General features: G+C 71.9%; 11 protein-coding genes and 1 tRNA gene. 6 read left to right on the top strand and 6 right to left on the bottom strand.

The features are described from left to right. Window positions 1-1281, top strand: a 1281-nt coding sequence (locus tag L1885_RS14690; protein ID WP_235797545.1) for a M6 family metalloprotease domain-containing protein, incomplete at its 5' end; no start/stop codon positions are given. A 115-nt stretch (window positions 1282-1396) separates the two neighbouring features. Here the strand turns inward: L1885_RS14690 and L1885_RS14685 are convergent. The 3 genes from L1885_RS14685 to L1885_RS14675 all read right to left on the bottom strand — a co-directional run bounded on the left by L1885_RS14685 (window position 1397) and on the right by L1885_RS14675 (window position 4328). Continuing rightward, a complete protein-coding gene (locus L1885_RS14685) occupies window positions 1397-1975 on the bottom strand; it encodes a cysteine hydrolase family protein (RefSeq protein ID WP_235797544.1) in 579 nt (192 codons plus the stop codon). Beyond that, window positions 1951-3684 carry an MFS transporter gene (locus L1885_RS14680; RefSeq protein WP_235797546.1) on the bottom strand — a complete coding sequence of 578 codons (1734 nt, stop codon included), beginning with the start codon at window positions 3682-3684 and terminating at the stop codon, window positions 1951-1953. The genes L1885_RS14685 and L1885_RS14680 overlap by 25 nt, the downstream gene beginning before the upstream one ends. 188 nt (window positions 3685-3872) lie before the next feature. Continuing rightward, window positions 3873-4328: a MarR family winged helix-turn-helix transcriptional regulator gene (locus L1885_RS14675; RefSeq protein WP_235797543.1), complete on the bottom strand. Its 456-nt coding sequence runs from the start codon at window positions 4326-4328 to the stop codon at window positions 3873-3875. Between the two features lie 118 nt (window positions 4329-4446). Between L1885_RS14675 and L1885_RS14670 the strand changes: the two genes are divergently transcribed. Together L1885_RS14670 and L1885_RS14665 are read left to right on the top strand one after the other, a co-directional pair. Next, window positions 4447-5007, top strand: a complete 561-nt coding sequence (locus tag L1885_RS14670; RefSeq protein WP_235797542.1) for a GNAT family N-acetyltransferase — start codon at window positions 4447-4449, stop codon at window positions 5005-5007. 425 nt (window positions 5008-5432) lie between these two features. Next, the gene (locus L1885_RS14665; protein ID WP_235797541.1) at window positions 5433-6629 is read left to right on the top strand and encodes a glycoside hydrolase family 3 N-terminal domain-containing protein; all 1197 of its coding nucleotides are present in this window, start codon (window positions 5433-5435) and stop codon (window positions 6627-6629) included. Window positions 6630-6877: 248 nt separating this feature from the next. Here L1885_RS14665 and L1885_RS14660 read toward each other — a convergent pair whose 3' ends face one another. Further along, on the bottom strand, window positions 6878-8533 hold the full coding sequence (locus L1885_RS14660) for an amidohydrolase (RefSeq protein ID WP_235797540.1): 1656 nt from the start codon (window positions 8531-8533) through the stop codon (window positions 6878-6880). Window positions 8534-8842: 309 nt separating this feature from the next. Between L1885_RS14660 and L1885_RS14655 the strand changes: the two genes are divergently transcribed. After that, window positions 8843-8915, top strand: a tRNA-Arg gene (locus L1885_RS14655). Window positions 8916-9053: 138 nt separating this feature from the next. On the opposite strand, the gene L1885_RS14650 is transcribed toward L1885_RS14655, so the two are convergent. Continuing rightward, on the bottom strand, window positions 9054-9473 hold the full coding sequence (locus tag L1885_RS14650; protein ID WP_235797539.1) for a hypothetical protein: 420 nt from the start codon (window positions 9471-9473) through the stop codon (window positions 9054-9056). 936 nt (window positions 9474-10409) lie between these two features. Between L1885_RS14650 and L1885_RS14645 the strand changes: the two genes are divergently transcribed. After that, window positions 10410-10694: a hypothetical protein gene (locus tag L1885_RS14645; protein WP_235797538.1), complete on the top strand. Its 285-nt coding sequence runs from the start codon at window positions 10410-10412 to the stop codon at window positions 10692-10694. Window positions 10695-10836: 142 nt separating this feature from the next. Beyond that, a complete protein-coding gene (locus L1885_RS14640; RefSeq protein ID WP_235797537.1) occupies window positions 10837-11232 on the top strand; it encodes a TraR/DksA family transcriptional regulator in 396 nt (131 codons plus the stop codon). 280 nt (window positions 11233-11512) lie between these two features. Here L1885_RS14640 and ykgO read toward each other — a convergent pair whose 3' ends face one another. Continuing rightward, on the bottom strand, window positions 11513-11635 hold the full coding sequence (gene ykgO, locus L1885_RS14635; protein WP_235797536.1) for a type B 50S ribosomal protein L36: 123 nt from the start codon (window positions 11633-11635) through the stop codon (window positions 11513-11515). Window positions 11636-11999: the final 364 nt, after the last annotated feature.

The following is an 11999-nucleotide window of genomic DNA, read 5'->3' as shown; positions in this document are numbered from 1 at the left end:
CGCCGCCGCGGCGCCCACCGCCTCACGCACCGCCGCCGCGCCGGTGTCCTCGCCGGCCTCAGCGCGCTCGCGCTGGCGGCCCTGAGCACCGCGAGCGGCTCACCCATCGCCTCCCGCGCCTCCGCGGGCCCCGGTTCGGCCCAGAGCGACACGGTGCTCGGCCCGTGCCGCATCAGCCCGCGGCCCGGCAGCGCGGTCCAGATGTCGGAGGGCCTGCCGACCGGCGGCGGGTACGCGCACTCGACGGGGGAGGTGCGCGCCCTCAATCTGATGATCGACTTCCCCGACGCGCCGGGCTCGCGCACGGCGATGGACCGGTACCACGAGTTCTTCCCCCAGACGGCGCAGTGGTTCAGGACCAGTTCGTACGGGCGGCTCGACTACCGCCCCGAGACACCGATCAGGCATTGGCTGCGCATGCCGAAGGCGTTCCGCGCGTACGGCATCAACCGGGGATCGCCCTACGAGCCGGGCTACCACCACCTCGTCGACGACATCGTCAAGGCGGCCGACCCCACGGTGGACTTCAGCGCGTACGACCTGGTCAACGTGCTCGTCACGCCGAACGCGGGCCCCTCCGCGCTGGACACCGTGCTCTCGGTGACGTTCTCCGGCAACAAGGACGCCCCGCACGCGGACGGCGTCCCCCTGTCGAACACGTCCTTCGTCTACAGCCGCCAGGACGACGGCTCGGGGTCGTACAAGCAGACCGGTTTTCGGGTGCTTCCCCACGAGAACGGCCACATCTTCGGCCTGCCGGACCTCTACACCACGGCGGGCGGCGGCTCCGTCGGCCACTGGGACATCATGTCCGAGGACTGGGGGGCCGACAACGACCTGCTGGGCTGGCACAAGTGGAAGCTCGGCTGGCTCGACGACGACCAGATCAGCTGCGCCTCTTCCCAGGGTGTCCTGGAACGCGAGCTGGAGCCCCTGGAGACCCCCGGCGGCCGCAAGATGATCTTCGTACCGGTGTCGGACAGGTCCGGGTACGCCGTCGAGGTGCGCACGCACGCGGGCAACGACGACGCGGTGTGCCGGCCCGGTGTGCTGATCTACCGCGTGGACGCGTCCGTCGACACCGGGCAGGGGCCCGTGTCGATCTCCGACAGCACGAAGAACAGCGGTGGCTGCACCCGGCTGCCGAACGTGCAGGCCGAGCTGAGCGACGCGACGTACGAGCCCGGCCAGACCTTCACCGACAAGGACGACCACCTGTCCATCTCCGTGGTGTCCAAGACGGCGGACGGGAAGTTCACCGTGCGCGTCACACGGGACTGAGCGTCGCATACGGATCGTGGGCGGCGCGGCGCGGCGGGCCGGGGACCGCGAACGGGCCGTCGGCCGCAACCGGCGGGCGGCGCCGCCGGTGCGGCCCGCCGCCCGCCGGCGCGGTTCACGCGGTGAGGGAGGCGGCCCATTCGTCCACGGACACCACGTCCGCCTGGCGCGGGAAGACCTTGCCGGTGAGCACCCGGTGCACCTCGGGATCCGCGTCCAGGCAGCCGTCCTCCAGCACGGTCAGGCCGAAGTCCAGGTCGGCGGCCTGGCGCAGCGTCGAGAGGACGACTCCGCTGGTGGCGATCCCGGCCAGGACGAGCGAGTCGACGCCCTGCGCGCGCAGCACCATGTCGAGGTCGCTGCCCGCGAAAGCGCTCACCCTCTTCTTGACGACGACGACCTCGCCGTCCGCGGGCGCGAGGTCCGAGTGGATCCGGGCACCCGGGTCCCCCTCGGCGAACCCGCGCCCCTGCCCGGCGGCCACGGCGCCCGCGATGCCGCTGAAGGCCTTGTTGCGCGGGCTGATCTCCGGGTGCCCCGCGCGGAAGCCGACCACGACGTAGACGACGGGGACGCCCGCCGCCCGCGCCGCCGCGACGGCCCTGCCCAGCCGGGTCAGGTACTCCGTGTCGTCGGCGAACCGCCGCACGATGTCCTGCTGAACGTCCATCACGAGGAGCGCGCTTTTCGCCATGCCGGCTTTCCTTTCTCGTCCTTCTTGGAGGTGGACTGCCCGTCGTCCCGCTGATGGCGGCCGCGCAGCACCGAGGCGACCGCCGAGACGAGGGCCATTCCCGCGGCCACGCTGAAGACGATCGCGAGCCCGTGGTGGAAGGGGCCCGAGACCAGCTGCGGGAAGAACCGGTGGCCCGTGAGGGCGTGCCGCTGTGCGGTGCTCACCCGGTCCAGGACACCGGTCGGGGCGAGCAGGTGCTGGATGGGGTTGTTGCCGAGGAAGGTGGCGAACAGCGTGCTGACCGGAGGGAGCGACGCCACCTGGTGCGCCGTTCCGGCCGGGACCCCCTGGCCCTGGAGGCCGGAGCTGAGCGTCGTCGGCAGTTTCGCCGCTAGCCCGGAGACCATCAGGGAGAAGAAGACGCCGATCGACAGGGCCGTTCCGGAGTTCTGGAACGTGGAGCGCATTCCGGAGGCGACGCCGCGGTACTCGGGCGGCACGCTGCCCATGATCGAGGACGTGTTCGGGGACGAGAACATGCCCTGGCCCAGTCCGTTGAGCAGCAGCAACAGCGCGAACAGGGTGTAGTCGAAGTCCACCGGCAGCAGGAGCAGGCCGAAGAAGGAGGCCGCGACGAGCAGAAGGCCCGTCGTGGAGAACAGCCGTGCGCCGAACCGGTCGGACAGGTAGCCCGACACGGGACCCGCGATCAGGAACCCGCAGGTCAGCGGCAGCATGAAGATGCCTGCCCAGAGAGGGGTGTCCTCGAAGTCGTAGCCGTGCAGCGGCAGCCAGATCCCCTGCAGCCAGATGATCAGCATGAACTGGAGGCCGCCGCGCGCGATCGCGGTCAAGAGGGCGGCGATGTTGCCGGCGGCGAACGCCCGCACCTTGAAGAGGGCGAGCTGGAACATCGGTTCCTCGACGCGGGTCTCGATGAAGCAGAACAGCGCCAGCAGGAAGACCCCGCCGAACAGCCCGGCCAGCACCATCGGGTTGCCCCACCCGGTCGCGTCGCCGCCGTAGGGCTGGATGCCGTACGTGATGCCGGCGAGCAGGACGCCGGCGCCCCCGGCGAAGGTGATGTTGCCCCACCAGTCGATCCGGCCGCGCCTGCCCGAGGCGGTCTCCCGCAGGCTCAGGTACGACCAGATCGTTCCGGTCACGCTGATCGGGACGCTGACCCAGAAGACGGCGCGCCAGTCGATCACAGCCAGCAGGCCGCCCGCGAGCAGTCCGAGGAACTGCCCGGCGAGCGCGGTGATCTGGTTGATGCCCAGCGCCATGCCGCGCTGGCGGGAGGGGAACGCGTCCGTCAGGATGGCGGCCGAGTTGGCGGTGAGCATGGAGCCGCCGAAGGCCTGCACGATCCGCCAGAGGATCAGCCAGAGCGCTCCCCCGCCGCCGGTCAACGGGTCGAGGGAGAGCGCGATCGAGGCGGCGGCGAAGATCAGGAAACCGAGGTTGTAGATCTTGACCCGCCCGAACATGTCGCCGAGCCGGCCGAGCACGACGACCAGGACCGCCGAGACCAGCAGGTAGCCGAGGATCATCCACAGCAGGTAGCCGATGTTGCCGGGGGCCAGCGGGTCGAGCCCGATGCCCCGGAAGATCGCGGGCAGCGAGATGATCACGATGGAGGCGTCCATCGTCGCGATCAGCACGCCGAGCGTGGTGTTGGAGAGGGCGATCCATTTGTAGTTCGCCGGGACGGGCGTGCTGCGCATGCGCTCGGCCCGGGTGAGGCGCGAGGGGTTCTTCCGCTCCGTCGCGCCGGGGCCACCGTCCTTGCCGGCCTTGCCGCTCCCGCGGGGACCGCTCCCGTCGTTCCCGTGGCCGTCGGCGCCGTTGCCGTTGCCGTTGCCGTTCCTGTTGCCGTGCGGACCATTGCCCTGGGGGCCGTTCCCGTTGCCGCTCACAGTCGTTCCGCCAGCCGGTCGAGCAGCGGGAGGACCCCGACGAGCGCGTTCCGCTCCTCGGCGGTGAACTCCCTGCCCAGTACGTCGGCCAAGCGCTGCACCGACTCGGAGCGCCTGTCCATCAGCACCTGCCGCCCTTCTTCCGTGACGGTCATGACCGACCGGCGGCCGTCCGCGGGGTCCTGGGTGCGCCGCACGAGGCCGCGCTCCTCCAATGCGGCGAGCGTGGCCGCCATCGCCTGCGGGCGCACGCGCTCCGACTCGGCGAGGGAGCCGGGCGAGTCCGCGCCCTCTCTGCTGAGCCGGGCCAGCACGGACGCCCCCGACAGCGTGATGTCGCCGACCGCGTGCGTCTGCCTGAGGCGCCGGGCGATCCGGGAGACGGCGAGCCGCAGGGCGGCTCCCACACTCGCGGCGTCGTCGCCCGCCGCGACAGCGATCTCCTCATCCATATTTAGTAACAATAGACTTATCAAGTAGTTGTAACTACTGCCGGGTCGAGCACCTGCCGGGCACGGCCTGTTGAAAAATCGCGGGCCGCGCGTCCGGCCCGGCGCTAGAGTCCGGCGGGTGGACCTCGCCCCCTTCCTGCCCCTGACGACCGCACGCCTGACCCTGCGTCCGTTCACGCCGAAGGACGTCGACGACATGTACGCGTACCAGGGGCTGCCCGAGGTCGCCCGCTACCTGTACAGGCCGCCGCGCACGCGCGAGCAGTGCGAGGCCGCCGTCGCACGGTCCGCCGCGCTGTCGGACTGGACGGCGGACGGGGACGAGCTGGTCCTCGCGGTGACGCGCACCGATACGCCGGGCGTGATCGGGGAGACCGTTCTCAAATGCGCGAGCGCGCACGCCCGGCAGACGGAGATCGGCTGGGCCCTGCACCCGGCGCACGCGGGGCGGGGGTACGCGACGGAGGCGGCGACGGCGCTCGGGGGCCTGGCGTTCGGGGTGCTCGGCACGCACCGCCTGTTCGCCCGCCTGGACGTGGAGAACACGCCGTCGGTGAGGCTGTGCGAACGCCTCGGCATGCGCCGGGAGGCCCATCTCGTCGAGAACGACCTCGACGGCACGCGCTGGGGCAGCGAATACGTCTACGCGGCGCTCGCGCACGAACTCCGGCAGGACTGAGCGGGGCCGGACCGGGCCGAGCGGGGCCGGACCGAACTGGACCGGGCCGGCTGAGCTCGGCTGGGCGGACCGCAGTAGGGCCCAGCGGGCGCGGGCGGACGGCAGGACCGAGGCCCGGAAGCCCTGCGCATGGATGTCGAGCGCGGGACGCGCACCCGCGCACGCGAGGCGCGGCAGACGGTGGACCGGAACCGCCGAACGGTCGGCACGCCGCGGCGCGGAGCGCCCCCGCAGGCGGACGGCAGGTCCATTGTCAGTGGCCCGTGTCACCATTTGCACATGGACAGACACAGCACGTGTCCGCCCGACTCCGACAGAAAATAACTTTCACGACCCTTGTGGACGCCTGAAGGAATCCTTCACCCTGGCCTGGCGCCATGCTCCTTAGCTCGCTCAGTTCCCCCACCGGCGAAGAGGACCCCACCATGGACACCCCGCACCCCAGCTCCCCCACTCCCCGCCGCACCGTGCTCGCCGTCGCGGGCGCGGCCGTCGCGTCGTGGGCACTCGGCGCCGGCACGGCCCGGGCCGCGTCGTCCCGCCCCGAACCCTGGGGCACCTCCGCCGGGCACGGTCCACTGCCCGACGGGCTCGGCCGGCTCACCCCGCGTCAGCGCGCGGGCCAGCGGATCATCTACTCCTACCCGGGCCTCACACCGCCGGACAGCCTGCTGGCGGCGATCCGCGCGGGCGAGGCGGCCGGAGTGATCTTCTTCGGCGAGAACATCTCCGGCACGGACCAGATCGCCGCAGCCGTGGCCCAGCTGGTCGAGGCGAACGAGAGCAGCCCGGTCAAGGCCCCGCTCCTGCTGATGACGGATCAGGAGGGCGGGCAGGTGCGCCGTCTGCCCGGCGCTCCGGAGCTGTCCGAGAAGCAGGTGGGCCAGGCATCCGATCCCGAGGCGGCCGCGCGGGACGCCGGCACCGGGGCCGGACAGAATCTGGCGGGCGTCGGGATGAACGTCAATCTCTCCCCGGTGCTGGACGTCTTCCGGGAGCCCGGCGACTTCTCGGACGCCCACCAGCGCTCGTACGGAACGGACCCCGACAGCGTCGGCACGCTCGGCGGCGCCTTCATCACCGCGCAGCAGGAGACGGGGGTCGCGGCGACCGCGAAGCACTTCCCGGGCCTCGGCGCCGCGGCGACGAGCGAGAACACGGACCTCGGTCCCGTCACGCTCGGACAGTCGCTCTCCGAACTGCGCGAGGTCGACGAAGCGCCCTACCGTGCGGCGCTCGACGCCCACGTGAAGCTGGTGATGCTGTCCTGGGCCCTGTACCCGGCCCTGGACCCGTCATATCCGGCCGGACTCTCCTCGAAGATCATTCAGCGGGAGCTGCGCGGCCGGCTCGGCTTCACCGGGGTGACCGTGACGGACGCGCTGGAGGCCAAGGCGCTGAGCAGCTCGTACCCGACGCAGCGCCGCGCGGTGCTCGCCGCGGGTGCGGGGATGGACCTGCTGCTCTGCTCGGCACGCGACATCGCCCAGGGGCAGGCCGCGACGGACGGCCTGGTCGACGCGCTGGCCGACAAGAGCCTGCCCGGATCCCCCTTCGACGCGGCCGTCCGGCGCGTCGCGGCGCTGCGCTCGAGCCTCGCGGGGGTGGGGTCGACGGGCTGAACCGATGGTCGCTCGCCGGCCCCGCGCGACCACCGGCAGCCGGATTCACGTGCCGGCCGGTGTCGTCCAGGCACGTCACGTGCGGACGCGCGACGTGCGGACGCGTGACGTGCGGGCGCGTGACGTGCGGGGATGTCGGGTCCGGGCATGTCACGTGCGGGCACGGCACGTCCGAAGCCGGCGCCGAAACAAGCCCCAGCCGGCCCGGCCGGACCCACTCCCCCGCACCCTGCCGCGTTGCCCGCAGCTCACGCGTCCGGAGCCGCGTACACCCTGCGTCCTCCGACGTACGTCGCCATCACCCTCGTGTCCGCCACTTCCGCGGGCGGCGCGGCGAACGGGTCACGGTCGAGTACGACGAGGTCGGCGAGGTTGCCGCGCGCGATGGTGCCGGTGTCGTCGAGGTGGTTCACGTATGCGCTGCCCGACGTGTAGGCGGCCAGCGCGGTCCCGAAGTCGAGGCGCTGTCCGGGCAGGAAGGCGGGGGTGCCCTCCGGGGCGTGGCGCAGGGTGCGGTTCACGGCGACGTGGATCGCGGCGAGCGGATCGGGACTGCTGACGGGCCAGTCGCTGCCCGCCGCGAGGGTGGTGCCGGCCCGCAGGAGGTCGCCGAACGGATACTGCCGGGCGGCCCGTTCGGGCGCGAGGAAGGGGAGGGTGAGGTCGTCCATCTGCGGCTCGTGGGCCGCCCAGAGTGCTTGCAGGTTGGCTGTCGCACCGAGGCGGGCGAAGCGGGGGACGTCGGCCGGGTCGACCACTTGCAGGTGGGCGAGGTGGGGTCGGGTGTCGCGCATGCCGTTGGCGCGGCGCGCCGCTTCGACGGCGTCCAGGGCGTCTCGCACGGCGCGGTCGCCGAGGGCGTGGAAGTGGGTCTGGAAGTCGAGTGCGTCCAAGGCCGCGACGTGAGGGGCGAGTTCGGAGGGCGGCACGAAGCTGATCCCGCTGTTGCCGGTGGGATGACCGCAGCGGTCCCGGTAGGGCCCCAGCATGGCGGCGGTGCCGTTCTCGGCGATCCCGTCGAGCATGATCTTCACGGTCGAGTAGTCGAGGCCGTGGGCGCGGGCCGCGTCGCGCCGGGCCACCAGCTCCGGGATCTGCTCCGCGCCGCGCGTCCTGTCCCACCATAGGGCGCCCACGACGCGCATGGTCAGGGTGCCGGAGGCGATCGCAGAGACGTAGGCGGCCGTCGGATCGCTCATGTTGGCATAGGTGCCGATGATGGCGTCCTGCCAGGCCGTGACGCCAAGGGAGTGGAGCAACCGCTGGGCGCGCAGCAGCGCTTCGACGTGCTCGTCGTCCGTTCGCGGCGGCAGCAGGGCCCCGACGAGCGCCATCGCTCCCTCCTGGAGCATGCCGGACGGCGACCCGTCGGCCTCGCGCTCGATCCGGCCGTCGACCGGTTCGGGGGTGTTCCGGTCCACGCCCGCGAGTTCCAGGGCTCGCGAGTTCACCCACGCGCCGTGGTGGTCCCGGTTGAGGAGGTAGACGGGACGGTCGGGCACGACGGCGTCCAGTGCCTCCCGCGTCGGCCCGCTCGCGGGAAAGGCCTCCAGCGCCCACCCGCCGCCGGTGATCCACGGACCTTCGTACGAGCCCGCGTAGGCGGCGACCACGCGCAGGTATTCGTCCCGCGTGGTCAGCCCCGCCAGGTCGCACTGCCCCAGCTCCGTCCCCCCGCCGACGGGATGCACGTGCGCGTCCTGGAACGAGGGGATGAGCAGCCGCCCCCGCAACGGCACCACCTCGGTCGACGCCCCCACGTACTCCCGGGCGCGTGCGTCCCCACGCCCGACCGCGACGATCCGTCCGCCCCGCACCGCCACGAAATCGGCCCGGGTCCGCGGCCCGTCCCCCACATACACCGGGCCCCCGGCAAACACAAGATCGGCGATGGACCGCTCCATACCCGCTCCCCTCGCTCGTTCGTTGCCGGACCTACGCTCCGATCCCACCGCCACCACGCCGGCGCACCGCACACCCGCCCGCTGCCCGCAGCGCCCAGCGCCCACCCCAACCATCGCCCGCCGCGCCTCCCCGCGACACCCCGCGTACACGCAGGGCCCGGCCGCAACCGCGGCACCGGCTGCGCCGAGCCACTCCGCCCGCCCGGGTCCGGGCCCCCGCCCGGGCGCCCGACCTGGCCCCCCGGACGCCGAGCCCGGCCGCAGAACCCAAGCGAGCACAGGGCACCGGATCCGCTACCCTGTAGCTGCGCCTTCGTAGCTCAGGGGATAGAGCACCGCTCTCCTAAAGCGGGTGTCGCAGGTTCGAATCCTGCCGGGGGCACAACAAGAGGGGCCAGCTCAGGAGAGGTTGTTTTCCCGAGCTGGCCCTTCCCCGTTTCAGGCGCCGTGCCACACGCGTGCCACTACGTCCATTTCCCTGCCCCGGGCAGTCCGCCACACATGACAAGAGCTACACGGCTCACGTCGAGTGCCGGATGGTCTGCAGGACCTCGCCAGATCCGTCATCACGCACCCAGAATGACCAGCCGTTGCGGTTTGGGTTGACCTCCGGCTTGTAGTGGATCACCACTGCCCGAGCTGCACCAGTGGGCGTCTTGAAGCTCTGCCCAGCGAGCGGCCCCGACGTGATGTCGATCCGCTTCGTCTCCGGGTCATAGCTTCCATGCGTGCGATGACCTTCGTAGTCGACGTACACGCCGATCTTGGGTGCCGGCACCGCTCCCCCCTCACTCGTTGCAGCCGACACGGAAGGCGGTGCGCTTGCGGCCCTCACGAGCCGAGCGACAACCTCACTCGCAGTGGCATTGCTCATACGAGCGGCGAACTCGATAGAGCGATACGTCTGTTCATCAACCTCGATGGTCGGACTCACGCCCATCCCCCTTTGCTTGTCGGTGTCGACCGCTCAAGACTAACGCAAACAGAGAGAGTAAAGCAAGTAAAAGCAGCACAGTAAGAATTTACAGAAGAGGTGAGGGGTCAGCACAGCAAGGCCTGGCCCGGAAGACGCTCTCTCGGGTCGGCCCCTTCATGTCAGGAGCCATAGCGGCGCTCTCGCTGCTACTGCTGCTCCAGACCCTCCTCCGAGGAGGGTCTCGAGACCACCCGTCATCGCCTCGGTCATGACTCCGAGCCGGTCGGCGACGGCCCGGTCCCCATCGCTGATCCTGCTGGGGCACGCAACGAAGGGCCAGTTCAGAGGCTTGGTCCTCTTGAACTGGCCCTAGGTTGTGATCGCATCCGTGCCACGCAGGTGCCACAGAGTCCGCATCACCGCGTCGGCGTGCGGCCGACGGCGTGGGTCGGGGATGGGATGGCGACCGTTCTCGCCGGGTGGTTCGGGAAGGTGGTGTCGTGCCAACGATCGATCTTCACTGAGTCGCCGTTCCCGTCGCGGTGGAGGAGGTCGTGTCACCCGGGGAGACGTGAGCGCTGCTGCGGCGGCGCGTGCCACCTTCAGGGGCGCAGATCCTTCTGACCCGGCCCGGCCCCTGGCCGTGCTTCCCCGTCCTGACGCGTTTGGTCGCGTCGGGTCGGGTCTCGTCGCGTCGGGTTTCGTGGCAGCTCCGGGGTCGGTCACGGGTCGCAGGCACGCTCCGACGACCACCCGTACGGGCGGGACGGTCCCGCGGGACGGCACCGACGCATGTGCGGCATCCGAACGGCGGAGGCTCGGCGGGGCCCCGGGCGGGGCCTCTGGATTCTCGTCCGCGCAGGTCGGTGCGGGCGGCCGCCGGGGCGGCGGGGACCGCCGGTGCGGTGTCGCGCCGGAGGGATGCCGTGACTCCGGGGGGACTGGGGCGTTGTGGAGGGCATGATCTCCACTCGACGCATCGCCACGTTCATCGCCCTCACCGCCGGCGCCTCCGGCCTCGGTGTCTCGACCGCCTCCGCCGTCCAGCCGGTGGTGGCTCCGCAGTCGATCAGCGTGGCCGACACTCTCGACGGGCTGACGACCGCGGGAATGCCCGCGAACGAGAAGGCCCAGGTGCCGACCGTCACCGGGCAGCTCCAGGGGAGCGTCGGCCAGCTGAGCCAGCTCCACCAGCTGACGGACATGGCCGCCCCGGCCGCCGGGCTCCTGCCCGCCGTGGAGTAGCGCGGACCGCCCTCCGCCGGGCCGAGACAGCGGGCCGCCGGGTCACGTCCGAGCCGTGGGCGCCGCTCGGCCCGACGGACGAGGGGACCAAGCGGGCCAGGTGGGACGGAATGAGTGTCCCCGCCGGGGCGTTCCCCACGGCGTGAGTGATTCGTCCCGTAAGGCCGGTGTGTCCTCCGGTGAGGAACCGACCGTCCGCGCACGCCTGGAACGCGAGCGGGCGGGCGCGGTCGGGCAGATCGCCGCGCTGACACGCGAGTTCGAGGGGATCGTCGAGGCCAACGCGCTGGTCGCGGTCGACGACGAGCACGATCCGGAGGGGTCGAGCACCGCGTTCGAGCGCGCGCACGTGGTGGCACTGCTGGCGCGCGAGCGCGAGCATGTGAGCGAGGTCGACCTGGCCCTGGACCGGCTGGAGCGGGGCGACTACGGACGGTGCGAGGCGTGCGGCGAGGCCATACCGCCGGAACGCCTTGAGGTGCGACCGGCCGCCACCACGTGCGTACGGTGTGCCGCCGCCCCTCCCCGGGGGCGGTGAAGCCGAGCGGCGGAGCCGCTTCGGCCTCCTCAGCTCAGCGAGTGCGAGAGGCGGCCGGGCACGGCCCGGTTACGGGCTCGGCACAGACGTGCGTGCACGACACAGGTACGGGCCCGGCAGGTACTGCCGGCCAGGTACGGACAGGGGCTCCGCTACGAATACGGGCCCGGCTGCGGCGCGGGCAACCGCCGCGGGGCGGACGTCGGCCGGCGCGCGGCGCAGCCGGGCCCGACACGGCGAAGGGGCACCCGTCCGGGTGCCCCTTGTGCGCCGGTCGAGGTCAGCCCTGGCGGGCCTTGGACCTCGGCTCCTTCTTGTTGATCACGAAGACACGGCCCCTGCGGCGCACGACCTGCGCTCCGGGCACGGCCTTCAGGGCCTTCAACGAGTTCCGGACCTTCATGGGCCCACCGCCTTCCGCTCGACGCCTTCGGACGCCACAACCCTGCGGCAATGGTTTTCATTCCCGACAATGGGGGGGGCGCGGTCCCGGCGCGAGCGGTGGGCGGGGCGGGGTGCGCCGAGGACGGCTTCACACGTTCCGGTTGCGGTGCCCGCTCCGGAGGGGGTTGGAGCGGCGTCCCGGTGGAACATGCTTGTGATCACCCGGCATCGGCCGGGGCAGGCCGACGACCGAAGGACCGCTCTGTGACTCCGCCGCACCCCTCGCTGCCCGGCCCGCTGCGTTCCCGGGCCGCCCTGCTGTCCGCCGGTGCGGCCCTCGCCGCGGGCGGTGCGCTCGCTGCCGCGCCCGGCGCCGCGGCGGC

Origin of the sequence: Streptomyces fuscigenes, from assembly GCF_021556455.1 — a bacterium.
In the GTDB taxonomy this organism is placed as follows: domain Bacteria; phylum Actinomycetota; class Actinomycetes; order Streptomycetales; family Streptomycetaceae; genus Streptomyces; species Streptomyces fuscigenes.
The sequence above is the reverse complement of the archived record's forward strand: the minus strand, read 5'-3'. Positions and strand labels throughout refer to the sequence as shown.

Coding starts and splice junctions, on each gene's coding strand:
- L1885_RS14685 (WP_235797544.1), bottom strand. CDS start 1,975: ATGGCGAAAAGCGCGCTCCTCGTGATGGACGTTCAGCAGGACATCGTG.
- L1885_RS14680 (WP_235797546.1), bottom strand. CDS start 3,684: ATGCGCAGCACGCCCGTCCCGGCGAACTACAAATGGATCGCCCTCTCC.
- L1885_RS14675 (WP_235797543.1), bottom strand. CDS start 4,328: ATGGATGAGGAGATCGCTGTCGCGGCGGGCGACGACGCCGCGAGTGTG.
- L1885_RS14665 (WP_235797541.1), top strand. CDS start 5,433: ATGGACACCCCGCACCCCAGCTCCCCCACTCCCCGCCGCACCGTGCTC.
- L1885_RS14660 (WP_235797540.1), bottom strand. CDS start 8,533: ATGGAGCGGTCCATCGCCGATCTTGTGTTTGCCGGGGGCCCGGTGTAT.
- L1885_RS14650 (WP_235797539.1), bottom strand. CDS start 9,473: ATGGGCGTGAGTCCGACCATCGAGGTTGATGAACAGACGTATCGCTCT.
- L1885_RS14645 (WP_235797538.1), top strand. CDS start 10,410: ATGATCTCCACTCGACGCATCGCCACGTTCATCGCCCTCACCGCCGGC.
- ykgO (WP_235797536.1), bottom strand. CDS start 11,635: ATGAAGGTCCGGAACTCGTTGAAGGCCCTGAAGGCCGTGCCCGGAGCG.